The organism is Ruegeria sp. E5 (assembly GCF_056534105.1).
The window spans coordinates 141,307-166,530 of sequence record NZ_JBQFPA010000005.1 but is presented as its reverse complement, the minus strand read 5'-3'; the positions used below and the strand labels follow the sequence as shown (position 1 = coordinate 166,530).

Sequence of the window (25,224 nt, the reverse complement as noted above, 5' to 3'; positions counted from 1 at the left end):
TAATAGATGTAAAACAATGGGTTGATCTACTTCTTCCTTTCTACTAAAAAATTAGTTTGACAGCAGCGCCGAATATCATCGATGCTGTTTGCCATCCGGTCTGCACCGGATCACATAATCTTTGGGAGGAGACAGATGCGGAGACATCTACTTTCCGCCGTGGCGGCAGCGGCCGTCATTGCGGGGCATGGTCCTGCTTGGGCCGACGAAGCCGCAGCACAACGTTGGATCGACGACGAATTCCAGCCATCGACCTTGTCGAAGGACGAACAGTTGTCCGAAATGAAGTGGTTCATCGATGCTGCACAACCGTACTCGGGAATGGAAATCAATGTCCTGTCCGAGGGTATCCCGACGCATTCCTATGAATCCGAGGTTCTGACCAAGGCGTTCGAGGAAATAACCGGGATCAAGGTCAATCATCAGATTCTCGGCGAAGGCGAAGTGGTTCAGGCCGTACAGACTCAGCTACAAACCGGACGGAATCTGTATGATGGCTATGTCAACGACAGCGACCTGATCGGGACACATTCGCGCCTGCAGTTGGCCTATCCGCTGACCGATATGATGGAAGGTGATTGGGCGACGACAACCTCGCCAACGCTGGATCTGGATGACTTCATGGGCATTCAGTTCACCACCGGCCCTGATGGCAAGCTGTATCAATTGCCTGACCAGCAGTTTGCGAACCTATATTGGTTCCGCAAGGACTGGTTCGATGACGAAGCCAACAAGGCCGCGTTCAAAGAGAAATACGGCTATGATCTAGGCGTTCCGGTCAATTGGTCGGCCTACGAAGACATCGCCGAGTTCTTCACCAATGACGTAAAAGAAGTTGATGGCACCACGATCTATGGCCACATGGATTATGGTAAGCGCGCGCCTGACCTCGGCTGGCGCATGACTGACGCCTGGCTGTCGATGGCCGGCGCCGGTGATGTGGGTGAACCGAACGGCGTTCCCGTCGACGAATGGGGCATCCGCATGGAAGCGGGCACCTGTAACCCTGTTGGCGCGTCCGTTTCGCGTGGTGGTGCAGCGAACGGCCCGGCTGCGGTCTATGCGATCCGCAAGTGGGATGAATGGCTGCGGGCTTATGCGCCTCCGGGTGCGGCGTCTTACGACTTCTACCAGTCGCTGCCGGCGCTCAGCCAAGGCAACGTGGCCCAGCAGATCTTCTGGTACACCGCCTTCACCGCGGACATGGTGAAGCCGAAGTCCGAAGGCAACAACACCGTGGATGACGAAGGCACGCCGCTGTGGCGGATGGCGCCCAGTCCGCACGGCCCCTATTGGGAAGAAGGCCAGAAGGTTGGTTATCAGGACGTGGGGTCGTGGACCTTCCTGAAGTCGACGCCTGCGGATCGTGCTCAGGCGGCTTGGCTCTATGCCCAATTCGTGACGTCCAAGACTGTCGACGTGAAGAAATCCCATGTGGGCCTAACCTTCATCCGCGACAGCTCGGTCAACCACGAGTCGTTCACCGAGCGCGCACCCAAGCTGGGTGGTCTGGTCGAGTTCTATCGCTCACCCGACCGTGTGGCATGGTCACCGACCGGCATCAACGTGCCGGACTATCCGAAGCTGGCCCAGATCTGGTGGCAGCAGATCGGTGACGTGAACTCGGGCGCCTTCACCCCGCAAGAGGCGATGGACCGTCTGGCAGAAGAGATGGACATCACTATGGCCCGAATGCAGGCCGCTGACGAAAGCGCCGGTGTCTACGGTGGCTGTGGTCCGCGTCTGAACGAGCCACAGGATGCCGCCTTCTGGTTGGAAAAGCCGGGCTCGCCCAAGGCCAAGCTTGAGAACGAAAAGCCGCAGGGCCAGACCGTCAACTATGACGAATTGGTTCAGCGCTGGCAGTCTCAGTAAGCAAACGAAACCGGGGGTGCCGTGTGCGGCATCCCCACCCCAAGGCCAGTGCGACGCACTGAAGGACCGGAACCCACGGACATGATCGAACTTAGAGACGCCACCAAACGGGTTGGCAATGTCATCCATATCAAGCCTACGAACCTGACGCTCAAGACTGGCCATTTCAATGTGCTGTTGGGCGCTACGGGGTCGGGCAAAACCTCGCTGATCAAGATGATGGCCGGGCTGGACCCGATCGCCTCGGGCAAAGTTCTGATGGACGGGCAGGACGTCACCAAGCTGAACACGCAAAAGCGGCAGATCAGTTTGGTACACCAGTTCTTCGTGAACTACCCGCATATGACCGTTTTCGACAACATCGCCTCGCCCTTACGCGTGGCGGGGATGGCAAAATCCGAAATCGAAGGCCGTGTCGAAGAGGCCGCCGACTTGCTGCAGTTACGCCCAATGCTGCAGCGCCGTCCGCATGAGTTGTCAGGCGGCCAACAGCAGCGTACAGCACTGGCCCGCGCGATTGCAAAGGAAAGCCGCGCGGTGTTTCTTGACGAACCACTGGCCAACCTCGATTACAAGCTGCGTGAAGAACTGCGTGAACAATTGCCCGACCTGTTCGCTGGGCGCGGGGCAGTGGTCGTCTATGCCACGTCGGAACCGGAAGAGGCGTTGATGCTTGGCGGCTACACCGCCTTGATGGAAGACGGGCGCGTCACCCAATTTGGCCCCACCTCAGATATCTATCGCAACCCCGAGAACATCTCTGCAGCTCGTGTGTTCTCTGACCCGCCCATCAATGTGGCGCGCATCACTGTGTCTGAAGCGCAGGCGCAATTGGTCGGCGGTGGTGGCTGGAAAGTCACCGATATAGCCGATGGTGACTACTTGGTCGCCGTGCGTCCGCACCGGGTGACCCCGTTCCGCTCTTCCGACGCCGACGTGGAGCTGACCGGGCGTGTCATCGTGACCGAGCTTTCGGGCTCGGATTCCAGCGCGCACTTCCAACATGGGGATGAGGCGTGGGTATCCCTGGCCTCGGGTGTCCATCCCTATCAGGTGGGTGAAGACCACAGCTTCTACATGAACCCGGCCCATTGCCGGTATTTCGGCCAAGACGGCAAAAGGATAGCCTGACATGGCACAGATCAAGCTTGCAAACCTGCGACACAGCTATTTCCCCAATCCCAAGGGGCCACAGGATTACGCCCTGAAGGAAATCGACGTCACCTGGCGCGACGGCGGGGCCTATGCGCTGCTGGGACCATCAGGATGCGGCAAGTCAACGCTGCTGAACATCATCTCGGGGTTGCTGACGCCTTCCGAGGGACAAATTCTGTTCGATGGTCAGAACGTTACTGCCTTGCCCCCAGATCAACGCAACATTGCGCAGGTGTTCCAATTCCCGGTGATCTACGACACGATGACTGTGGGCGAAAATCTGGCCTTCCCGTTGAAAAACCGGGGAGTCGACCCTGCAACGATCAAACGTCGCGTCGATGAGATTGCAGAGATGCTGGATGTTACGGATATGTTGAATACCCGGGCCTCAGGTCTGAGCCCGGACAACAAACAGAAAATCTCGATGGGTCGTGGGTTGGTGCGCGACGACGTGAACGCGGTGATGTTCGATGAGCCGCTGACTGTTATCGACCCACATCTGAAATGGAAACTGCGGTCCAAGCTGAAAGAGCTGCACCAGCGCGTCAAAGCCACGATGATCTACGTCACGCACGACCAGACCGAGGCGCTGACCTTCGCGGACGAAGTAGTCGTGATGCAGGAAGGCGAAGTCGTGCAGATCGGCACCCCTGTGGAACTGTTCGAACGCCCTCAGCACACATTTGTCGGCCATTTCATCGGCTCACCCGGCATGAATGTGCTGCCATGCGAAGCGAAGGGCGATCGGGCCCTGTTCGAAGGCCATGAAGTGATGCTGGAAGGCCAGACCCACGGTGACGGAGGCCGCACCGATCTGGGTATCCGGCCTGAATATATAAGCTTTGGCGAAACCGGCATCCCTGCCCATGTCACCAAGGTCGCAGATATCGGACGACACTATGTGGTCAGTGCCATGGTCGGTGATACGCCGGTGAAAGCCGTAGCAGAACACAATGCGCCCAACCCTGGCTCACATGTGTACCTGCAATTCAAACCCGAACAATCTCGCGTCTACCGCGACGGCTGGATCGCAACCGAGGAGCGGACGCAATGAGAACTGAAAACCAAAAAGCATGGTTCTTTGTCCTGCCGGTGCTGGCGCTGGTCGCGTTTAATGCGCTGGTGCCGATGATGACGGTGGTCAACTATTCGGTGCAGGAGACCTTCGGTAACAATCAGTTCTTCTGGGAAGGACTGGGCTGGTTCGAACAGATCCTGCGTTCCGACCGGTTTCAGGCGGCCCTCGGTCGGCAGTTCCTCTTTACCTTCCTGATCCTGCTGATCGAGGTGCCCTTGGGCATCATCGTCGCCCTGTCGATGCCACGCAAAGGGTTCTGGGTGCCGGTCTGTCTGGTCCTGATGGCCCTGCCGATGCTGATCCCGTGGAATGTGGTCGGCTCGATGTGGAATATCTTCACTCTGCCCAAGATCGGCCTGCTGGGCTACTTCCTGAATGACGTCCTGGGCATCAACTATGATATGACACAACAGCCACTGTCGGCCTGGATCACCGTGATCGTCATGGATGTCTGGCACTGGACGTCGCTGGTTGTGCTGCTGTGTTATGCGGGCCTCGTGTCGATCCCGGATGCCTATTATCAGGCCGCTAAGATAGACGGTGCCAGCCCCTGGTCAGTATTTCGCTATATCCAGCTGCCCAAGATGAAGACTGTACTAACCATCGCCGTTCTGCTGCGCTTTATGGACAGTTTCAACATCTATACCGAGCCTTTCGTTCTGACCGGCGGCGGTCCCGGCAACTCAACCACCTTACTGTCGATCGACCTTGTGAAGATCGCGCTGGGACAGTTCGACCTTGGCCCTGCGGCCGCGATGAGCCTGATCTACTTCGCCATCACGCTGCTGGTCAGCTGGGTCTTCTACACTCTGATGACAAAGGATGACGCGCAATGAAGAAGCGGTCCCTTATCCCGATCCTCTATATCGCGTTCCTGATGCTGCCGATCTATTGGCTGGTGGCGATGTCCTTCAAGACCACGAACGAGATCCTGTCGGGCTTTTCCCTGTTCCCCCAGACCTTCACGCTGGAGAACTACATAACCATCTTCACCGATCCGACGTGGTATTGGGGCTATATCAACTCGATAATCTACGTGACGATCAACACGGTGCTGTCGGTCTGTGTAGCGCTGCCAGCGGCCTATGCGTTCTCGCGCTATCGGTTTCTGGGCGACAAGCAGTTATTCTTCTGGCTGCTGACCAACCGGATGGCGCCAGCGGCGGTGTTCGCGCTGCCCTTCTTCCAGCTCTATTCGTCAATCCACCTGTTCGACACCTATCTGGCCGTGGCGCTCGCGCACACGCTGTTCAACGTGCCGCTGGCGGTCTGGATTCTCGAAGGCTTCATGCGCGGCATCCCGAAAGAACTGGATGAGACAGCCTATGTCGACGGTTATTCTTTCCCGCGCTTCTTCGTGACGATCTTCCTGCCCAACATCAAAGCGGGTGTCGGCGTCGCGGCCTTCTTCTGCTTCATGTTTTCATGGGTCGAGATGTTGCTGGCCAAGACCCTCACCGCGGTCGAGGCCAAGCCCATCGCCGCCGTGATGACCCGCACCGCCTCCAGCGCGGGGTATGAGTTGGGTCTGCTGGCAGCAGCCGGAACACTGACCATTATCCCTGGTGCCATTGTCATCTGGTTTGTCCGCAACTACATCGCGCGCGGTTTCGCGATGGGCCGTGTGTGAGGTTCGATATGCGTAGACTTCTTCTCACCCTCTCCTTCCTGCCTTCGCGGGCATTCGCCCAGCAAGCCGGATGGGGCAATGTTGGCCAGCAAGAGGAAAAGGGATTCTCGTGGACCGCCCCTCTTTGGCCTGATTTCTGGATGGCCTGGACCCCGGCGACGTTGGCGGTATTCGTGGGTATCTTCGCGGCCATCGCACTAATTGGACTATTGGAAGGGTTCAAGTTCCGCGACGGCCTTGAACGTCGCGGTGTACTTGGTCTGACAACCACGTTGGGCGATCGGTTGTTCATAACACTGCTCGGCTCGACCTATATCTTCCTGGCCTGGCTTGGGCTGGTAGGCCAACCTGTATGGACGCCTCTTTTCCTGTCCATCGGTTGGGGCGTCTTCGTCTTCTGGAAAGTTTAAGCTTTGAGAAACAGCGAAAGGATGCTTGTCTGTCAGGCATACTAGAAAATGGCGACACCGAGATCGATGCGAAAGAAAAAGACAACAAATCTTCTGACCGACGTGGAACTTGAGTTCATGAACGAACTCTGGGCGCTGGGTCAGGGTTCGGTCCGTGATGTCCTTGATCGCCTGCCTTCTGATCGTAATTTGGCCTATACATCCGGCGCGACTATTCTGCGTATCCTTGATGAAAAAGGGTTCGTCGAAAGCGAGAAGAACGGCAAGTCGCTGATCTACAGACCCCTGCTGGAAAAGGACAGGTACCAGTCGCGGTCGCTGCAGAATCTTTCTCGGACCCTGTTTGACGACACACCCGCGACGCTGGTTGCAAGGCTGGTCGACGATGAGGGGCTGACAGAAGATGATTTGGAGGAAATTCGAGCACTGGTAGAGAGGAGACTGCAAAATGACAGCGGTTAAACCGGTTCTCGATACGTTTCTTGATCTGAATGTCGTGCTTGGATTGTCGGCCTTTATCTGGTTGGCAGTGCGCGCGGCGCTGGATAGGACATCGATGCGATATGGATTTGTGGCTCAGCTTCGCTTGCTCAAGGCACTTTGTATCTGCGTTCTTGTCAGCCCCATTTTGGCTACAGGGGTCTCGAGCCTTGCAGGACTGGTCTGGCCGGGGCAACCTGTTGCACTGGGGGATATTGCCGTGGCCGCTTATCTGCGCGGCGACATTGCCATGCCAGCAGCACAATTTGAAACCCTACTGAACACGCGCGAGCGGTGGCTGGACCACGTACTGGCAGGCGCAAGCATGGCCGCAAACTGCGCATTGATCGCATTCGCTCTTATTGCAGCGGTGCTGACAGTTCGTGTGATGCGCGATGCATGGGCCATCCGCAGCGCGATCACGACCAGTTTTCTTTGGCGGCAATCCGCCAAGGTGGACATTCGCCTGTCAGATCGGATTACCGTACCGTTCGCTGTGCGTGGCCTTCGCCGCCGGCACGTCGTGCTGCCCAGTCATCTGTTGAACACACCAAATGAGTTGCGATTTGCCCTGGCGCACGAGTTTCAGCACATCCGAGCCAATGACGTGGAATGGGAGCTTGGGTTCGAGCTTTTGCGACCTTTGCTGTTCTGGAACCCGGCCTATCTGGTGCTCAAACACCAATTCGACCGGCTACGCGAATTGGCCTGTGACCAATCCGTCGTGTCTCGTAAGGGCATAGATTCAAAGGAGTATACGACCTGTTTGCTGGAATTCTGCGCGCGATCGATTACGTTGAACAATCCACGTGTTCTTAATGTGGCACTGGTTTACGGAACAAAGGCAAAGCACGTACTGCGGCAGCGCGTGTTAGCGTTGACCGAAGCGCCGATGGCAGACACCCGACTACCTGCCGTATTTCTTGGACTGATACTTTCATTTGCATTTGTTCTCGCCATCGGATCAGCATCAGTTCGCCAAACACAGGACTGGAGCCACGATCGACTGATGCTGTCTACAGTCATCAATCTGGAACGGCTGGAGGCTCGCAATCGAGGGAACTGACGGGTTAACAATGTGCCGTCTCGGATCAGGCATGCAGACGTGTCTGACGTCGGCGCCAATGGATTAGTTTAGGTTGATTTGATAAGGGAGATGCGGTCATCGGGCCGGTTCACCATAATTGTGGTAGTGATTTGAAGCTCAAAGGAGAGGACCAAGACTTATTTCGTGGGTCTTGATGTTTCAGTCAAGAGCGCGGCAATTTGCGTGATCGCAGGTAACCCGGTCCTGGTGGCGGCAATCTTCCCGCTCCCGTCAGCGCGTGATGCGATGGCAGAAGAATTTGTTGAATTGGACAAGCAGGTTCGAGATCAGTCTCGCAAAGATAATGTCTGTCGTCGCCTCATGACAACTCCCGGTGTCGGCGCCATAGTTGCAATGACCTTCCGTGTTGCCATTGAGGGACCCAAACGTCTCCGTTCATCTAATTCGGTGGGAGCCTGCTTTTGCCTGACGCCATGGCGAAACCAATCCAGACAAACGGATCGAGTCACATCAAATACCAAGGCCGGCGATGCCAGTGTGGGATAGACGCTTTACGAAGCAGCGCATGTGATGCTTGTGAGAACCACCTGATGGACTCCGTTGAAGGCATGGCCGATGCGTGTTGCCGCCCGATGTGGTGCAAAGCGCGCCAAAATTGCCCTCGCGAGGAAACTGGCAGTCATCATGCATCGGATGTGGATAGACGGCACGGAATTCAGAACCGTCTGAAAGACAACGAGTACCAACTCTTCCGCGAGGAAGGCGCCCCTGAAAGGACGCAGCGCGGGAAATGCCGACAGAAACCCTGATAAAAATATATGCCGCAAGGGGAATAAGCTTTCCCCGTCAGAGCCAACCGCATCATTTGAGTGCACTACGCAGATCACGGACAGAAGCAAGCACTTTCGGGCGCAATATCCTTGCAATACCGGGCCCGATTACAGAAGGGTTTCGGACTCACCATAACCGCCAAGGAGTAGCGAGGAGAAAGAAACCCGGAACCAAGCATAGCCACGGTGAGAAGGTGTAAAGGACACTCGCCGTGTGACCCGATAGCAATTTTCAGCAGAAGAGCAAATCAAGATCGTGCTGGACGGCCTGAAGCGCGAGGACAGCATTGCGGAGCTGCACCGCTGTGAAGGCACCGCCCAGAGCCTAGCCAGGTTTTTCAAGCGCAGCGAAAGTCCGCTGTGTTGCCACCACTATTTTTGAAGCTTGAGAGACGGGTTCAATAGCAAACAGCAGCAAGCCCTCTTTCCCATCACCTTCCTTTGGTGGGCCAGCGGATTTGGACAAGCCAAACGCCATTGGCCGTCAGGGTGAGGGCGCGGCCCTCCCCCTCGGGCAACCCTTTTAGACAGGGTCGTGTCCTCGGCTTTGCCTGCGGGCCGCACCACCCCTGTCGAATAGCGTTGCCTCGCCCCCTTCCGCGTTCGCCACGTGGCAGATTAGCAGGAACAGGCAGCTTCGCAGTCTGACCTGCAATTCAGCCCTGATTTTCGGAAGGGAAGTCAGAACAAACCAAACTGCCTGCGGTAGCAAAAAATGGGGGCGGCGTGTTAGTTTATAACGCAAAGGTCAAATTCAACTGATGTCCAACTTTGGGGGCGCCTTCTGATGTCGAACGTTCACTGCTTTTCTGGACCAACTGCGACGGTTGGGTCAGGTTCGTGTGAAGTTCAACAGAAATGTCGGGCGACACATAGTTTTGCCATTCAGAGAGGCCTAAGCCATTGATTTTGGGTCATTCGATTTTCGATGGGCGCACAGGTTTTACCATTTGCGACTCAAAGGCTTTCCATCACGTTGGAGCAGTCGAGCAAAAGCTAGACTGAATCTTTATCGCCTTCTTCGGCGCAGATCGTAGGTAAATCTATCAAAATCTCGGCAAGTTCTTGTCTGTTAAGCCTCAGCCGTCCTGCCGATATCGCTTCGATACATCCCGCCAATTCGAGTGCAACTGTGAGAATTGTGGGCCGTAGCCAGCGAATTGAACTTCAACGACAACGTTTGGCTTCGTACTGCAAATCCCTCAAGAAAGTAGCCTTCTCGTCGTCCCATTCCTGCGAAGTGCAGTTTTGAAGGTCATTCAACTTGGACCAAAGGTCGGTTTGCCCGAGTATCGCAGCAGAGCCACATAGTTTATGCGCCGCTTGCCTGTGTGTGTCATTTAACTCATTGGAATTATTGAGACTGTCAATAAGACCAACAACTTCGTTGTTCAATTCCCTGCAGGCTTCACGGAATTTGTCCTCTCCAAATCGAATCCTGAAGTCATTGTCTGGCTCCATAACCTCAACCCTTTGCACCTTCACAACTTTAGACAGTTCTGACTGTAAAGCCGCCAATGGAACGGGTTTCACCAGCAACCCCTGAAATTCTGCTGCTCGTATGACTTCGTGATCTTTTGGGGCTGCGTGAGCCGTAACTGCTATCGCTGGCAAATTGCCCCACTCGATATTCAGTTCGCGAACTTTTCCGAGTGTTTCGATACCATCGATACCCGGCATGCTGATATCCAACAAAAGTACATCAAATCGCGCGGACCCAAGACGTTCTAAGGCGGCGTAACCACTTTCAGCCTCAGCAACCGAAAAGCCAAGATCTTCAAGCATATCGGTCAAGATCATTCGATTGATTTCATTGTCGTCTACCACCAGCGCTTTCAAACCCTGATAAAGCTCTGCCTGTGGCGCGTCTGTGGAATCCGGTTCGCTCATGACATCAGATCTTGAGGTTGGCAGAGGCAGTCGCATTGTAAACAGACTGCCTTCTCCAAGCACACTATCCGCCGTGATGTCGCCACCCATCGCCTCGACCAATCTTTTGGTAATAGCCAGCCCTAATCCCGTTCCGCTCGTCTCACGTGCAAAGGCGGTATCGATCGTGACAAATTCGTCGAAGATAACGTCCAGATATTCAGATGATATCCCGACCCCGGTATCTGCAATCCGAAACTCAATCAGATCATCATGATGAAGTCGTTCGACTTCGATCGTGACTGATCCATCCCGCGTAAATTCGATTGCGTTACCTAACAGGTTCACCAAGCATTGCTGCAGCGCAGTCCTGTATCCAAGAACGTCGATAAGCTCTTCAGAGAGAACATCGACCTTCAAGTCGTTGCCACGCGCATCTGCATTCGCCGACAGACTGTCGGCAACTTCGTGGACAACCTCCATAACGTCAAAACTTGATCTGTCACGCAAGGCATTGCCTGAACCCAGTCTGGAAAAATCCAAAACATCAGTCACATGAGACAGCAGCAACTTACCCGACACCTCAATAGAACGAAGATACCGCTTTTGTCTGTCCGTCAGATTGCTCTGATCAATCAATGCCGCAGAGCCGAGTATTCCGTTCAACGGAGTACGCATTTCATGGCTCATCACTGTCAACAGATCGGATTTGGCCTGTTCACTTTCCCGCGCCTTGTCTCTTGCAGTGCGCAAGTCTTCCTCGGCTTTGAGTTCCTCAGTTATATCCCGAAGGAATGAGACAAAGACTTGCTCTCCATCCGTTTCAGCTAGCGATATGGACAGCTCCACGGGAAAAGTTTCCTGCGATTTGCGCAAACCCTCTAACCTGACGCGCCCAGCGCCGATTACCTTTTGCTCGCCGGTCTCGAGAAATCGTGTCATGCCTTTTCGGTGCAGGGCGCGCAGGTGTTCTGGAACGATAAGTTCAGCCATATCAGCACCGATTGCCTCGGCCTGACGGTACCCAAAGACATCTTCGGCGGCACCGTTGAATTCAAGAATTCTTCCAGAAGTATCGACCACCAACACCGCATCCAGTGACGAGGTAATGGCCGCTTCAAATCGGTTGCGAGCCGACTGGCTTTGCCGGGCAAACAACTGCCCTTGCCGGAATAATTTGATGAGAACTGCAAAAGCTAAAAGCAGTGCAACGAAAAGTACAACAAGTAATGAGGCCATTCGGGTTAGTGTGCTGGCCAACTCAGCACGTCGGGTTGCGTTTTCCTGGGCAAATCCCTGAATACCGCCCAGCGCAATCTCGCGCACTTCAGGTCGCAGTGTTTGAATCTGCGCCCGCAGATCAGGAAGTGCTGCGCGCAGCTGGTCATCCGGACCATCGATCAATGGTGTCAGCCGGGATAGAAAATCTTCAGTGGCTTGCAGGGCTGGTTGCGCGGCGGCACCCCCTCGCAGAAATGAAAACAGCTCGCTACTAAACAGCGTATCCGCTCGGCTAAAAAAGATATCGAAACGGTTGCGTACAGCGGACAAGTCACCATTGGAACGTGATGAAGCGTCAATGACCGAGACTTCGAACCTAAGCAGCTCGACTTCGAGCTGAGACATCAGCCAGCTGACGTTGTCTGTTTTTGCGGTCGAGAGTGCGTCGAGATCTGATTTCACCTCGCGCCCAAGGGAAAGCACGATAGCCAGACTCACAACCAGCAATCCTACAAAGGCAAAAATGGGCCATCTCTTCATGCTCATTAAAGGCGCTTTAGTGTCGATGGCCTTCTCCTCGGTACTTACTGTGCTACGACTTCCAATCGATTGAGTTGCCAAATGCTGCGGGCATAAATTTCTTCGGACTGATAGGCCTCGTTAGCATCGTAAGGGTAAATTATCCACAAAGGTCCTTTGTCGCGTACTGACATCGCCTTGCCATCGCGCAAGTAGGCAACGATCGGGCCACCATCTGTTGCATCACTGGTGGGAATGGTGACGGCGTAGTCATTCAAAGCCACCGCTCGTATGATCCCCTGCTCTGCCTGGACATGGTCCAGAAGCACATCAAGGGAAACTCCTTCAAAGCTCTGCGTACCCTCTGTCCAGATCGTTGTTGTATCGATTGACTTACTGGGCAATGCCTCAAGGGCTTTCCTGTCGAACGTCCAAGTGTTCTTGTTTCCATTGAGACCGACATCGCCCGAGACCGTAAGAAGTACTTCATTCGCATATGCCGCACTCGCAAATGAAATGGCGAGTGCGGCGCAAAGTGATTTTAGAGTTTTGAGCATGCGAGATTGTGTCCGTGAGTAGGTGAACCTTTGTCAAAACGCTTTTGACACAGCCCCGCGAAACGTTCTTAGACGCAATAGAATAGCTCGCTATACTTTAGGATAGTTCAGCGCACCAAAGGTCACACCATCAGCCTAATTTGCGAACTTTCGACGTCCCAAACCATGCAATCAAAGTTGTCGCTGAGTGCGATAATGAGGCTTTGGCAGCCAGCGTCAAAGAGTAATAGTTTAGGAAAACAACATGAATTTGCAAAGTTCGTCAAATAGTAACCCTTTTGGTGGTTCAACTATTCCGGGTGCGATAAAATCGGATCAAAGCATTTGTTCAAGGTCACCGATATCGATGCGAATTCTATTGGCTGATGATCACGGTTTGGTCCGTGACACGATCTCATCCTACCTCGAAACCGAGGGGCGCGCGGCAGTTGTTGCCGTACCCGATTACATGGCTGCGATGAAATTGCTGTCATCCGAAGATCCATTCGACCTTGTCCTGTTAGACTTTGATATGCCGGGTATGAACGGGATCGAAGGGCTTTCAGACGCAATTCGTCAATTCCCTGAACAGGCTTTTGCGATATTGAGCGGGACCGCACCAAACAAGATCGCACAGGAAGCGGTCGAAATGGGCGCCGTTGGTTTCTTGCCCAAAACCATGGGCGCCAAATCTCTGGTCAACGCGGTGCGATTTATGATCGCCGGCGAAACCTTCGTCCCGGCCAGCGTTCTAAGTATGGATGGCGATGTTAAAGAAAGCGACTTTTCCCGTCAGCTCAGCCAGCGGGAAAAACAGGTTCTACGCGGATTGTGCCGTGGGCAGTCCAACAAGGAAATCGCGCGAGAGCTGGATCTTCAGGAGGTGACGATCAAGCTGCATGTTCGGACCCTTTGCAAGAAACTGAATGCAAAAAACCGGACCCAGGCCGCTCTGATCGCTCGGGATGCAGGGTTCGAGTGACCCGGGTCCGCAGGGGGGGGGACTTCAGAATAGAAAGTGATCGTAGAGTTGGTCGAAATCCGACGCTACGCCTTCAAGGATTAATGTCGTATCCGGTGACAAAGTTACGTAGACATCGGTCCCGCCCACGATTTCCGCGTTGGCATCAAACCAGTCAGACGTATCAGCTCCGCCACTATCGATGTTGAGCGCGCGCAGATCGAGTAAATCGCCATCACTGAGCGAAAAGTCAGTGATCGTATCGGTCGACCCATCCAGATCCTCATCGCGGAAAATGAACCTGTCTGCATCAGCGCCACCGGTGGCTTGATCATCTCCTGCACCAAGGTAAAGCCGATCTTTCCCTGAACCTCCGTCCAGAACGTCGTCACCGCTGGAGCCATTCAGATAATCGTTGCCAGCGCCCCCAATCAACTCGTCATCGTCAGAACCACCCTTCAGCGTGTCGGAGCCCTCACCGCCAGCTAATGTGTCGTTTCCGGATCCGCCATCCAGAGTATCCGCGCCGAGACCGCCTATCGCGGTATCATCACCTGAGCCCCCAGAGAGGCTGTCGTCGCCCGCACCGCCATCTAGGTCATCGTTGCCAGATCCTCCGGACAGCGTGTCTTTTCCGTCGTCCCCGGAAAGAAAATCATCACCGGATCCACCTGACAAATTATCATTGCCATCGCCACCGTTCAGGACATCCGCGCCAGACCCGCCATCGAGTTGGTCATCGCCTGTGCCACCGAACATCTCATCATTGCCCGAGCCACCGTCCATAACGTCTTGGCCGTCTTCACCTCGCAAACTGTCAGCTTCGGATCCACCGCGGAGTGTGTCATCGCCCTGACCACCGATGAGAATGTCAAAGCCTGAACCTCCATCCAAAATGTCGTTGCCGATCCCACCATCTAGCATGTCGTGCCCAGCCGAGCCCATCAGGTGATCGTCGCCCTGCCCGCCGAACAACGAGTCATCGTCTTCTGTAAGAACATTGCCAAACTGGTCGTACCGCACACCGTCTTCGTCATATTGCGAGACAATGCCGCTGGCGGCACCGACGCCCGCTCCACCGTGCAGCAGATCGTTGCCGTCATCCCCTTCGAGCACGTCCCCTGAACTACCACCCGTCAGGGTGTCAGTGCCAATCCCACCGTATAGGGCATCGGTACCTGCATTGCCCGAAAGGTCATCATCGTAGCTCAACGCGCCTTCGGTGGTCGCAACAAGTGTCAGATCCTTAACCAAAACGCTTGCATCCAAATCGACGGGCGCAAACGGACTGGTTGCTGTCGGGTCGGCGGCACCATCATTCGAATACGATTTCGGCGCCTCTTCGATAAGGTGCAAACTAGCCTCGCCGGTCACATCATCCACGATGACCTGGAAAATCGCGCCTGTTGCAGGTGTCGAGTCATCCATGTCGTGGTCGCCTGAGTTGCCACCGACAAACAGGTTTCCGTCTACGTCAATGATTGCAGCTCCAAACGTCATTAGCGGGACCCCATTCAGGACTTCGCCGTTAATCACTGTCGATGTGACTGAAACCGTTCGAAACTCTGGTTCGCCCGAAGAGATATCAACGATCAGCATAACCGTAGCTGCACCTTCGGAACTTGGGCGAGAGACACCGTAGAACGACTGTGAGGCCGCGTCGAACGCAACATCGTAGACTTTGAAATCCACAAGATCGGATGGCAACTTGTATACTGTGGTTACCGGATTTCCATCCGTATCAAACTGATCAACATCGATGACTGCGATACGATCCATACTGGATTGAAACGACCAAAGGTTGCCCTGATCATCAAAATCCCCGGTCCAAGACCGATATGGTGTGCTGCCAACACGGTAACTGTTTCCTTCGGCGTCCAGCATCACCAAATCAGAGCGGCTAACCACCTGCCCCAATGAATCCACTCCGTCACCTACTGCGATGGCATACAGAAGGTCGTCTTCCGAATTGTAACCCATCGAGTTCACATTGACCGTGCCCTCGACGCCCGCCATTTCATAGGCTTGGGTTTCGATATCAAACACATGCAGTGTTCCATTTAGAACCTGATAGAGATTTGATTGCCCATCGGCGAATGCGGAAACCGTCACGGTTTGTCCACCAATCTCGACATCCTTATCATAGTGAAACGCAGGACCGGACGTATCAATTGTTGGACCGTTGCCTGACACATCAATCGATCTGATCGTAATGGTCGAGCTGTCATCGTCAGCTGTGAATTGAACGGAATGAGATCCGAAGGCACCGCTTTGAGAAGAAAACTCTGCGACCACCTCACCATCGACCAGAACTTCGACGGCAGCCCCGGAACGACCTGCAGCAAAATTTGTCGCGAGATCCAGGTTCAGTTCATAGACCCCGCCCGCTTCGGTCGTAATCTGCTGCTCCATCTGTTGGTGGCCGTTTGCAAGATCAATCAATCCCCATTCGCCGTTCTCGGCGTAGTCGGAAAAACTGACAGCACCTTCTGTGCCGTCCAGCAAGTTTGCCTCGGCATAGTCACCGTGCAACACATCATCGCCAGCTTGCCCTTGGATCTCATCGTTTCCGGCAAGCCCTATCAGGGTCTCCTGCTCACTTCCGCCAACAAGTTGATCGGACAAACCCGTTCCTGAAATTACATTTGAAGATACCGCAGGCATCATTTCACCTCTTACTTTCAGCTATTTGGAGTAAAAATTTACCAACCGATGCCGTCGATCCGACGGTTCACCGGGTTCTCGGGAAACAAGCGCACCACATCCACGACCGGCATCTCCGGTTTACTGGAAACGGCGTTCTGATAAGCGGGGTTGCGATGGCAGACGATGACGGCCTCGGCCTGTTCCATTACGTCTTCTATGCTGTCGCATAGCATCGATTTGATGGATTCCGCGAGACTTCGAATGCCAGAGCCCGCGTGATGCATGTAGGCTTGCAACCCACTCAGAGGGGTTTCTTTTGTCACCGCCGGATCATGCAGGACCAACTCCACCCCCTCGGCATGGAGCTCGGCCATGACTTCCAGAATAGGGCTTTCGCGCAGATCGTCGGTGCCGGGTTTGAAAGCCAGCCCCAGTACCCCAACGCGCTTGGCCCCCGTTTTGCGAAGCATCTCGGTCGCTTGATCGATCTGCTCTCGGTTTGAGCGGTCAAGGTTGCCGATCATGGGCAGTTCGACACCCAGTTCTTCGGCTATATGTGTAACCGCCCGCACTTCTTTCGGCAGGCATGAGCCGCCATAGGCAAAGCCCGGCTTCAGATAGTAAGGTGAGAGGTTCAGCTTTGTATCTTGGGTAAAGACATCCATGACCGCGTGGCTGTCCACGCCCAGCGGCTTGCACAAGCGGCCGACTTCGTTGGCAAAGCAAACCTTGGTCGCGTGCCATACATTGTCGACATATTTGATAGTCTCAGCCACTTCGACTGTTGCCAAAATGGGATTTGGATCAACCGGTGCGAAGATGCGCTTCATGACTTCCGCCGTGCGAAAATCGTTGGTGCCAAGCACTGTTTTCGGAGGGTTATGGAAGTCATCTATGGCGACGCCTTCCCGTAGAAACTCAGGATTGAAGCACACCCCAAAGTCCTGGCCCATCTTCTTTTCTGAAAGCCTTTCGAGGATCGGAACCATCACATTCATCGTGGTTCCGGGCGGGATCGAGCACCGCATGGCAAAGATGTGGAAACCATCTTTTTGGCGAAGGCCGACCGCCATCGAGCGCGCAGCCTGTTCGATATAACTATAGTCGCAGCCCCCATCCGGGGCGGTTGGAGTTCCGACCGATACAAAGGTAACGTCGGTTTCGCGTACAGCTGCGCTCAGATCGTCGGTTGCAGAGATCAGCCCTTTTTGAACGCCTTGCTTGAGAGTTGAACCAAGATTTTCTTCGTGGATCGGGCTCACTCCGCGCGCGATCTGGCTCACTTTGTCAGGGTCGATGTCAACACCTACGACCCGATGCCCAAGTGAGGCCAAACAGGCGGTTGAGACAGCGCCGACATAGCCCAGCCCGACAACACTGATCCGGGGTTTTTGCGAAGACGTCGGTATGACAATTTCGGCGTCTTTCTGAGTAATTTTTCTGAGTTCCATAGATTTACCTCCGATTTAAATCCAAGGTAACGCGCTGATAATTTTGAGAAATGTATCGGCAGACTATCTGGAATGCGCAAATGACGCCGGATATATACGAATGGTCATCAAACCCATACGACAGAAAAAACCCGCGTGAAAATCCACGCGGGCCAGTCTTCAGGAGGGTGGTGCAAGTGATTCTAAGCTACAGCGACACGGTCATAGATATCCTCGTATCTCACAATGTCGTCTTCGCCTAAGTAACAACCGGATTGAACTTCGATCAGATGCAAAGGCAGTTTCCCCGGGTTCTCCAACCGATGGACAGCACCCAGCGGGATGTAGGTCGATTCATTCTCGGAAAGCAGGCTGACTCTGTCACCAACCGTCACGGTTGCCGAACCACTGACGACAACCCAGTGTTCGGCTCGGTGCATATGGCTTTGCAGGGACAGCTTGGCACCAGGCAGAACCATGATCCGTTTGACCTGAAACCGAGGACCCAGCGACAGGGTTTCGTAGTAACCCCAGGGACGATGGCACCGACGGAACATCTCGGCCTGGTCGGAGCCTTCGTTGCGCAACGCTTCCACTACCTTGCCGACTTCAGCACTGTGCGACATGTCCGCGACCAGAATTCCATCGTCGGTCGCGACTGCAACGATGTCCTTCAAGCCTAGTCCGACCAACTTGATATCCGGGTTTTCCGACCTCAGCAGGCTGTCGCGGCAATCAATGGCTGTCGAATTTCCAGAAGTGACATTCGCCCCCTCATCTCCCTGACCCTGATCCTTCACCGATTTCCAGCTGCCCAGATCGGACCACCCGCAGTCCAATTCAAACGCCACGACACCGTTTTCGATATGCTCCATTACCGCATGATCAAACGAGAGGCTCGGGCAGCGGGAAAAGGCGTTTTGATCCATTCGGTAGAAACCCAGATCCTTTAGACCAAGAGCCAACGCAGCCTCGACCGGTGCAGACATGTCAGGGGCAAAAGCTTCAAATGCCTTTAGAACGGTATCAACTCGGAACATGAACATCCCGGCATTCCACAGCCAGTCACCGCTGTCCAACATGCCCTTGGCGGTTTCGGCATCGGGCTTTTCCGCAAACGCAGAAATCAGCAGAGATCCTTGGTAACCGCCTGCAACCCGTAGGTACCCGAAACCCGTCGCGGCATGATCGGGTTTGATCCCAAAGGTGACGATCTTACCGCGTTTGGCTGTTTTTTCAGCGCGCACCATAGTCCGGCGAAATGCCGGCACGTCATCGATTGCGTGATCGCTGGGCAGGACAAGCAGGATCGTTTCCGGCTCTTCTTTGTACCGCAAAGCAGCTGCCAGAACTGCAGCGGCGGTATTGCGGCCAACAGGTTCCACGATCAGTTCAGACTTTTCGGCATCAACATCTGCCAATTGTTGTTGAGCAATGAACCTGTAGTCTTCGCCCGTCACGATCAGTGGTGCCGAAAATCCAGGCTCGGCCACACGTTCAACTGTTTTCTGAAACAGGCTGTTGTCGCCATCCAGTTCGACGAACTGCTTTGGGTAACTCTTACGAGAGACGGGCCAGAGACGGGTGCCGGAACCACCAGCAAGGATAATTGGCTGAATCATGTGAAACCTCATCATTACAAGTCTGATTCCAGATTATCGGCCCCCGCTCTTATTGCTGTGTGTCATAGGCTTAAGCTCACTATCGAAAGGATAGGTCTATTAGCCGAACTGCATCTCGATCAGACCGACATAGGTCAGGATGGCGGTTAAAAACGTCAGGATAGCGGTGACCATCTGGAACTTGGCAAATCCGCTTTTTAGTGTCTCGGCAAAGCCCGATCCACCGCCAGAGCTTTGGTTGCCTCTGTTCGACCATTTCTGTTTGGATAGGTGAAAGATCATGTAGATCTTGACCGTCGCGTTGATCACTTGATTGAGATACAGGATGAACGGCCAACTCATATCCGCGCGCCTGCTGTATCCGAACAGGAACAGACACAGCACGATCCGAGAAAACAACACCCAGATGATGCAGTTCCAGAAGTAACCCGGCGCAATCAGGCTGCCGACAACGGCCATGACCGGACTGACCATCATAGTCCACATGGCGATCCGTTGATCAACGACACACCACCAGATGAAAAACGGCATTGCAGTCGGCCCAAGTGCGATTGCGCGACTTCCGTTCCGCAGCATGTTGCCCGACCAACGGCGGAAATTCTGGACCATCCGCATGAGGCCATTTTCCTTGATGACCTCAATTGTGTAGACCGTCGCATCCGGCACATAGGTCATTTTCGCACCCACGCTCAGCAGGCGATACCAGGTTGATTTGTCATCCCCGGACAGAAACCGGAAATTACCCCAAAGCCAGTGATGCAGGTGATCCGCCTCGATCGTGCGAATGAATTTTTCGTCCAGAATATGGCGCGCGCGAAACACGCTCATTCTCCCCGTCAACGTCAACACACGACCCGACAAAGCATGGCTTTGCATCGCAAGGCGACGCTGGGCGAACCGCATGTCCAGCCATTTTGCGATCCAGGCCGGGCCATAGCATATGACCTCTTCATCTGTGGTCAGCGCCTGTAATTCTGGATCGCTTGCAAACATTGGCAGGGTTTTACGTAGAACATCCCCGCCAAACAGGGCGTCGCCGTCCATAAAGATCACCAAATCATCAGGCGAAGCACCGGATCGACAGATCGCCCGCAGGATCAGACCAATCGCCATTCGCTTGCCCGGCTGGTTCTGACGGATGAATACAAGCGTCGCCAGATCATCCGGGATATCCTGCGCATAGGTTTCGACAAAGTCGCGAATGACCTGCTCATCATATGCACTGCCTGTACCGATATAGATCGTCGTCGGAATCCGTTCGCGGCGGATTTGTCCAAGGATGGACCCCACAACACGTTTGGTGATGGAGGGTTCCTCAAAATAGGTCGTCATCTGAATATGAAGGCGTTTGGGGCGCCAGCCCGCATCCCAAATTGCATCCGCCCGGCGCCGCATGCCCGGCCATTTGCCTTTCGCATAAATCTGAGCCCTTAACGCATGGGTAAACCACCAACCAAATCGCCAGAACCCAAATGTTCCAAGGACCATCGTGACGTGCAAAACACTCGGGTTGAAGAACCGGTTCGGTACATTCGCCAACAGCCAGAGCAGCCCCATAAACAAGAGCAAAAACAAGGTGAACTGCGGTAGTGACCACTTGCAAAAATAGTTGGGAACATTTGTTTGCAGCTCCCTTAACCGCCAAGCCAGATCCTTGTCGAACTCATATTCAGTCATCGGATCGGCCCACACGTGGGTCCATGGACTTTATCCAGGTACGGAAGTGTGTCCCCAACTGTCGCTTTGCTTCCAGATTTACCGGGGCTCCCAACCGTAATTGGCTCTTTGTTTGTTTCGAGGACAGGCCAATTGCGCGAACCGTAACAATGATTCCGAATTCTCCGGGTCGTTCAGGATTGTCCCCTGCGCGCACGTCCCAGACCTCACCGGGAATGGTGATCTTCTTTCCCTTCTCATTGAAGCCGATCGTTGCGGGCATGCCGATGTAAATCGTTTCAGCAAACCGTTCCGACACCCATCCGATCGTCATACGAGACTCAGCCGTTTCAAAGACCAACTCGTTTGCCGTACCACCGAACGGCTGCCCCTTCCGAACGATGAAGTCCTGAACAATCCCGTCTGTTGCTGCGCGAACGTGATTGTTTTCAATTTTCTGTTGCTGAGCTTCTTTTGTTGCTTCCAACGCCTTTACCGCGGAGGCGCGATTGCGTTCTTCGGCTTCCAGCAAGTTTGTTACGATCAATACTGGATCGACCGACTGCGCCAGCTCAGGGTTGCGTTCACGAAGGCTAAGCCATTGGCGCCGTAGATCGTCAAACCCGCCGTCCTGCACAAACTCTACATAGAAGCGCATGGCTGCCGCGACGCGTTCGGATAATACCTCCGAGTTTGATAGGGACCGAAGTTCTTTCAAAGCCTCGGAGATTTTGACATCCTCGGTGCGGGCAAGCGCCAGTTCCGCCTCGGTGCGTTTGAGCGCCGCCACAGCTTCCGCATCGTCCATCAAGAATAGAAGATCACCCTCGCGCACCTCCTGCCCAGCCGTGACTTCAATGTGTTCGATATAGCCGTTGGCTGAAGGGAAAGAAGAGATCATTGGGGCCAACACGCGCCCGTGTTGGATGTCAATTCGGTCCAAATTGGTGAAAATGTTGTTTCCAATAACGCCAATCACCGCTGCTGCGATCAGCAGATAGGTCGCCACATTGAGTACAACACGCAAAGATCGTGGAAGAAATCTCGCAGGTTTCCGGGATTGTTCGCCTTCCGTTTCCTCCATCGGCACCAAGTCAACCGGAGTGTCGAGACTGGTTATCACATCTGCGCTGCTTGCCATTCGCCCAGACAACAGAGAGCGATAAAACAGAGCCAACGTCTCGCGTTGCCGACCGCTTAGACCTTCCAGCTGCACTGTGGAATTGGGACCTGGCTTCGACAAACGTACCGGGAAGCGGATATCTACGCCTTGAAACGGAACGCTAAGTGTCGCGGTTTTGGGGCATTCAGGCGCGTCGTCCGGCCATTCCAGCCCCGCAAGCGACCAGCGTTCAATCGCGACCACCGCGCCAGAGGGGGTTTCCACGACCAGCGGTGCTTTGACCTTCCAATCCAGGTCCGACCCCGGTGTTTCGTGCAATATACGCAATGTCGCCTCAGAAACTGTTGACAGGACTGAGGTAGCAACAAATCACAGCTTCTGACGGACACACGGACGCATATTTGTACGCAAATAAGATCGCTTCCGATACGAAAGTATATCAGGAAAATCTTCCTGGACCGCGCCAGAGCCTCTTATTGTGTTCTCGAACTTCTGCATTTGCGCTTTAGTTCAGAGGCGCGAGAATACAGCCTTGAGTTGAAACGCTTCACAGCAACAAACCGCAATCACCCTTGAGGCGGTTTTATGTGAAGCGATCTCTGGTTGAGTAACGGCCGTTCAGTGGAACAAGTACGAAAGGCTGCCTCGCGGACAAAGCTTCCGATAAGTCAGTTTGTTGGGATGTGTGATAACGGCCCTAGCTGCCATTTGGCCCGGCCATCTGATGCGACTGTGCGGACCGTCAGAAGAGACATTCGCCGCGAGCGCTATATCCAATTCAACCCGAACTAGTGGATAGCGGGATTTTTGCCTGTCGTCGTACTGAGAACAGACACGCATTTGGCGACATCTCTAAATAAAGTGATGACCTCAGCTGAACGCATACCTCAATCTCCGGATCGCACACTTGTTGGCGTTGCGCTGATGCTGGGGTTTTGCCTAACCGCTCCTTTGCTGGATGTGTCTGCGAAACTCGCGTCAACCAGTGTGCCGGTTGGGCAGATTACGGCTGCTCGGTTTGTGGTACAATGCGCGTTGATGGCGCCTTTCATCTGGATAATGGGACTGTCGTTGCGCGTGGCGAAAGGTCAGGTGATGGTGCTGGTTTTCCGCTCATTGCTGTTGGTGTTCGCAACATTTTGCTTCATTGCCGCGATCCGGGTGATGCCCCTTGCCGATGCATTAGCAATCGTGTTCGTGGCCCCGTTCATCGTCTTGTTGGTCGGCAAGTTCTATTTTGGTGAAGATGTCGGCCCGCGTCGCGTCTGCGCGGCGCTTGTGGGGTTTGTCGGGGTGTTGTTCGTCATCCAGCCCAGTTTCGCAGCTTTCGGCGCGGTCGCTATTATTCCGGTAGGAACGGCAGTTCCTTCGCCTTCTACATTCTTGTGACCCGGGGATTGTCGCGTCGGGTGCACCCCGTGACCCTGCAATTCCACACCGGTCTGATCGCCAGCCTGTTTTGCATTCCAGCTCTAATTGTTGCGCAAGGTTCCGGCTCTGATTTGTTTGATCCCGTTTGGCCAACAGACACCGCTCTGTTGTGGCTTTTGGGCGCTAGCTTCTTCGCGACGGTGAGCCACATGATGATGACCTATGCGCTGTCTTTTGCGCCTTCCGTCACGCTGGCACCGCTGCAGTATTTTGAGCTGCCGGTCGCGACCTTGTTCGGCTATCTTGTCTTCAATGACTTCCCGAATACGCTTAGCCTGATTGGCATTGCGATCATCATCAGTGCAGGGCTGTACATGATACATCGCGAAAGGGTGGCGGCCAGACAGTTGGTCACCGAACGCGCCGTACCTCCAATCTAAGGCTACATGCCCGGCCTAAAGCCGACCTACACATCCTGGTCAAGTTGCTGCGGCGAGGCCCTTCGAACCGGACATTCATCAACAACGCAGCATCAGACCAATAATCAACGTGCGACTCGCGGACCTTCTAGATTTTTGAATTTCAGAGAGCGCTGTCGCAGCACGTGTTCACATGCGGCAGACATAAAGCGATGTTGATGCTTGCATTGCCAATCTGGTTATTCAGCACTTCGACTTTTCCAGAATCAAAAGTGCACTTTCTTTGCAACCAAGATCAGTCACGTAATTCGGGCCAACTCGCCATTTGAGTGTATTTGTCGCCTTACTTTTAGTCAAAACAATCAGCGCAAATCTGTGTCACGCCTCTCAAGGTCCAGAACGGCATTGAATTCATTCTCCGGGTCCATCCAGGCAACCAGGATCGCTTCGTCGTCGATGGCGTAAGTTTCAATTTCTGCTGGGGTCACACGGATAAAGCGCTCATTCCCTAAGAATGCGCCGCCATGGGTCTCTCCGAACACGACATGGATCATCCGAGACCCTGGGGCAAACATACGCAGATACGGATCCGCAGGCTTGCCCATGTTCAAAACCTCTGCCTTGCTGCGAACCCATCTTTCGCCAGCAATGCGCTGCTCAGGACTTCGCAAAGCGGAGACTGCGCCTTCTGCAACCGAAGCGATGGCTGCTGACAGCATGATCGCACCAATCGCCATCTGGGCCGCACCTGCGTTTGTCCCGCTGTACTTCGTCCAGGCAGCAAGGCGCATCAAGCGCCGCCTCGGGTGATAGAGCACGTCGACCGCGTCGCCGACCTCGACCGCGTTCCAAAGGTCTACCGGAGCGACTTCTTTTAGGGAAAATGCGCGCGGGTCATCCAAAAGTTGGAAGCGCAGAAAGTAACGTTTCGAAGGTTTCGTACGATGCCGTTCGTTGCGACCAACGTGGCCCTTCTTGACCCACTTGTCGGTCACGCGCGCCTGCCCAGGTCGGCCGGCTCGCTTTAGATACGTCGAATTGAGATAGTGCCGATAGCCCCGCGCGGTGATGATCAATCCTACTACGCCAAGCGCAACCATCCCAAGAAATGGAAGCCAATTGAAGAGAATGCCGGCTACTGGATCTCCAGGTTGTTGTATTTCTTGGATCATGCGACTGTCTCCTGAGGTGGCGTGGCCGCTAGAAGGTTGCCGGGTGGGCGTGGTGTGGAATCCAGCTAGAAAATGCCACGTCTGAATTTGTCCGGGGTGTTGACCTCATATCTATAGGTCAGGGCGGGCCGAGATCGCCAAAAAACGGAGAATGAAGCTATAACTGGATGTTC

18 protein-coding genes and 1 pseudogene are annotated in these 25,224 nt (G+C 54.3%); 11 read left to right on the top strand and 8 right to left on the bottom strand.

Annotated elements, in window-relative coordinates:
• The first annotated feature begins 135 nt into the window (after window positions 1-135).
• The 9 genes from ACR0BI_RS17970 (at window position 136) to ACR0BI_RS17930 (ending at window position 8,222) form a co-directional block, all read left to right on the top strand.
• Window positions 136-1,875, top strand: a complete 1,740-nt coding sequence (locus ACR0BI_RS17970; RefSeq protein WP_480562597.1) for an ABC transporter substrate-binding protein — start codon at window positions 136-138, stop codon at window positions 1,873-1,875.
• Window positions 1,876-1,956: 81 nt separating this feature from the next.
• Window positions 1,957-3,006, top strand: a complete 1,050-nt coding sequence (locus ACR0BI_RS17965; RefSeq protein WP_480562598.1) for an ABC transporter ATP-binding protein — start codon at window positions 1,957-1,959, stop codon at window positions 3,004-3,006.
• A gap of 1 nt (window position 3,007) precedes the next feature.
• Window positions 3,008-4,084: an ABC transporter ATP-binding protein gene (locus ACR0BI_RS17960; RefSeq protein WP_170401961.1), complete on the top strand. Its 1,077-nt coding sequence runs from the start codon at window positions 3,008-3,010 to the stop codon at window positions 4,082-4,084.
• A complete protein-coding gene (locus tag ACR0BI_RS17955) occupies window positions 4,081-4,944 on the top strand; it encodes a carbohydrate ABC transporter permease (RefSeq protein ID WP_170392846.1) in 864 nt (287 codons plus the stop codon). Before ACR0BI_RS17960 ends, ACR0BI_RS17955 begins: the two co-directional genes overlap by 4 nt.
• A complete protein-coding gene (locus ACR0BI_RS17950; protein WP_058280831.1) occupies window positions 4,941-5,738 on the top strand; it encodes a carbohydrate ABC transporter permease in 798 nt (265 codons plus the stop codon). The genes ACR0BI_RS17955 and ACR0BI_RS17950 overlap by 4 nt, the downstream gene beginning before the upstream one ends.
• Window positions 5,739-5,746: 8 nt before the next feature.
• Window positions 5,747-6,148, top strand: coding sequence for a DUF2160 domain-containing protein (locus tag ACR0BI_RS17945; protein WP_480562599.1), 402 nt, complete (start codon window positions 5,747-5,749; stop codon window positions 6,146-6,148).
• Between the two features lie 66 nt (window positions 6,149-6,214).
• Window positions 6,215-6,610 carry a BlaI/MecI/CopY family transcriptional regulator gene (locus ACR0BI_RS17940; protein ID WP_170392848.1) on the top strand — a complete coding sequence of 132 codons (396 nt, stop codon included), beginning with the start codon at window positions 6,215-6,217 and terminating at the stop codon, window positions 6,608-6,610.
• Window positions 6,597-7,694 (top strand): M56 family metallopeptidase, encoded by a 1,098-nt coding sequence (locus tag ACR0BI_RS17935; RefSeq protein WP_170392849.1) that lies wholly within the window; start codon window positions 6,597-6,599, stop codon window positions 7,692-7,694. The genes ACR0BI_RS17940 and ACR0BI_RS17935 overlap by 14 nt, the downstream gene beginning before the upstream one ends.
• A 267-nt stretch (window positions 7,695-7,961) precedes the next feature.
• Window positions 7,962-8,222, top strand: coding sequence for a transposase (locus ACR0BI_RS17930; protein WP_480544554.1), 261 nt, complete (start codon window positions 7,962-7,964; stop codon window positions 8,220-8,222).
• A gap of 1,451 nt (window positions 8,223-9,673) precedes the next feature.
• Here ACR0BI_RS17930 and ACR0BI_RS17925 read toward each other — a convergent pair.
• Window positions 9,674-12,136: a hybrid sensor histidine kinase/response regulator gene (locus tag ACR0BI_RS17925; protein WP_223117054.1), complete on the bottom strand. Its 2,463-nt coding sequence runs from the start codon at window positions 12,134-12,136 to the stop codon at window positions 9,674-9,676.
• A gap of 44 nt (window positions 12,137-12,180) precedes the next feature.
• Window positions 12,181-12,672 carry a putative pterin-binding protein gene (locus tag ACR0BI_RS17920; RefSeq protein WP_170402696.1) on the bottom strand — a complete coding sequence of 164 codons (492 nt, stop codon included), beginning with the start codon at window positions 12,670-12,672 and terminating at the stop codon, window positions 12,181-12,183.
• Window positions 12,673-13,018: 346 nt separating this feature from the next.
• On the opposite strand from ACR0BI_RS17920, the gene ACR0BI_RS17915 reads away from it, so the two are divergent.
• On the top strand, window positions 13,019-13,633 hold the full coding sequence (locus tag ACR0BI_RS17915; protein WP_155150329.1) for a response regulator transcription factor: 615 nt from the start codon (window positions 13,019-13,021) through the stop codon (window positions 13,631-13,633).
• A gap of 24 nt (window positions 13,634-13,657) precedes the next feature.
• On the opposite strand, the gene ACR0BI_RS17910 is transcribed toward ACR0BI_RS17915, so the two are convergent.
• The 5 genes from ACR0BI_RS17910 to ACR0BI_RS17890 all read right to left on the bottom strand — a co-directional run bounded on the left by ACR0BI_RS17910 (window position 13,658) and on the right by ACR0BI_RS17890 (window position 22,416).
• Complete coding sequence (locus ACR0BI_RS17910) at window positions 13,658-16,237, bottom strand: calcium-binding protein (protein WP_480562601.1); 2,580 nt, start codon at window positions 16,235-16,237, stop codon at window positions 13,658-13,660.
• Window positions 16,238-16,314: 77 nt separating this feature from the next.
• Window positions 16,315-17,709 (bottom strand): nucleotide sugar dehydrogenase, encoded by a 1,395-nt coding sequence (locus tag ACR0BI_RS17905; RefSeq protein WP_480562602.1) that lies wholly within the window; start codon window positions 17,707-17,709, stop codon window positions 16,315-16,317.
• A gap of 182 nt (window positions 17,710-17,891) precedes the next feature.
• Window positions 17,892-19,310, bottom strand: coding sequence for a mannose-1-phosphate guanylyltransferase/mannose-6-phosphate isomerase (locus ACR0BI_RS17900; RefSeq protein ID WP_170402708.1), 1,419 nt, complete (start codon window positions 19,308-19,310; stop codon window positions 17,892-17,894).
• 99 nt (window positions 19,311-19,409) lie between these two features.
• Window positions 19,410-20,987, bottom strand: coding sequence for a glycosyltransferase (locus ACR0BI_RS17895; RefSeq protein ID WP_480562603.1), 1,578 nt, complete (start codon window positions 20,985-20,987; stop codon window positions 19,410-19,412).
• On the bottom strand, window positions 20,980-22,416 hold the full coding sequence (locus ACR0BI_RS17890; protein ID WP_480562604.1) for an HlyD family secretion protein: 1,437 nt from the start codon (window positions 22,414-22,416) through the stop codon (window positions 20,980-20,982). Before ACR0BI_RS17890 ends, ACR0BI_RS17895 begins: the two co-directional genes overlap by 8 nt.
• A gap of 537 nt (window positions 22,417-22,953) precedes the next feature.
• On the opposite strand from ACR0BI_RS17890, the pseudogene ACR0BI_RS17885 reads away from it, so the two are divergent.
• Window positions 22,954-23,900: pseudogene (locus ACR0BI_RS17885) on the top strand (DMT family transporter).
• 341 nt (window positions 23,901-24,241) lie between these two features.
• On the opposite strand, the gene ACR0BI_RS17880 reads toward ACR0BI_RS17885, so the two are convergent.
• Window positions 24,242-25,051 (bottom strand): hypothetical protein, encoded by an 810-nt coding sequence (locus tag ACR0BI_RS17880; RefSeq protein ID WP_480562605.1) that lies wholly within the window; start codon window positions 25,049-25,051, stop codon window positions 24,242-24,244.
• Window positions 25,052-25,224: the final 173 nt, after the last annotated feature.

Bases quoted from the DNA above. Each gene is read 5' to 3' on its own strand.
- ACR0BI_RS17970 (WP_480562597.1), top strand. From the start codon at position 136: ATGCGGAGACATCTACTTTCCGCCGTGGCGGCAGCGGCCGTCATTGCG.
- ACR0BI_RS17960 (WP_170401961.1), top strand. From the start codon at position 3,008: ATGGCACAGATCAAGCTTGCAAACCTGCGACACAGCTATTTCCCCAAT.
- ACR0BI_RS17965 (WP_480562598.1), top strand. From the start codon at position 1,957: ATGATCGAACTTAGAGACGCCACCAAACGGGTTGGCAATGTCATCCAT.
- ACR0BI_RS17895 (WP_480562603.1), bottom strand. From the start codon at position 20,987: ATGACTGAATATGAGTTCGACAAGGATCTGGCTTGGCGGTTAAGGGAG.
- ACR0BI_RS17905 (WP_480562602.1), bottom strand. From the start codon at position 17,709: ATGGAACTCAGAAAAATTACTCAGAAAGACGCCGAAATTGTCATACCG.
- ACR0BI_RS17950 (WP_058280831.1), top strand. From the start codon at position 4,941: ATGAAGAAGCGGTCCCTTATCCCGATCCTCTATATCGCGTTCCTGATG.
- ACR0BI_RS17945 (WP_480562599.1), top strand. From the start codon at position 5,747: ATGCGTAGACTTCTTCTCACCCTCTCCTTCCTGCCTTCGCGGGCATTC.
- ACR0BI_RS17920 (WP_170402696.1), bottom strand. From the start codon at position 12,672: ATGCTCAAAACTCTAAAATCACTTTGCGCCGCACTCGCCATTTCATTT.
- ACR0BI_RS17925 (WP_223117054.1), bottom strand. From the start codon at position 12,136: ATGAAGAGATGGCCCATTTTTGCCTTTGTAGGATTGCTGGTTGTGAGT.
- ACR0BI_RS17880 (WP_480562605.1), bottom strand. From the start codon at position 25,051: ATGATCCAAGAAATACAACAACCTGGAGATCCAGTAGCCGGCATTCTC.
- ACR0BI_RS17935 (WP_170392849.1), top strand. From the start codon at position 6,597: ATGACAGCGGTTAAACCGGTTCTCGATACGTTTCTTGATCTGAATGTC.
- ACR0BI_RS17940 (WP_170392848.1), top strand. From the start codon at position 6,215: ATGCGAAAGAAAAAGACAACAAATCTTCTGACCGACGTGGAACTTGAG.
- ACR0BI_RS17955 (WP_170392846.1), top strand. From the start codon at position 4,081: ATGAGAACTGAAAACCAAAAAGCATGGTTCTTTGTCCTGCCGGTGCTG.
- ACR0BI_RS17915 (WP_155150329.1), top strand. From the start codon at position 13,019: ATGCGAATTCTATTGGCTGATGATCACGGTTTGGTCCGTGACACGATC.
- ACR0BI_RS17930 (WP_480544554.1), top strand. From the start codon at position 7,962: ATGGCAGAAGAATTTGTTGAATTGGACAAGCAGGTTCGAGATCAGTCT.
- ACR0BI_RS17900 (WP_170402708.1), bottom strand. From the start codon at position 19,310: ATGATTCAGCCAATTATCCTTGCTGGTGGTTCCGGCACCCGTCTCTGG.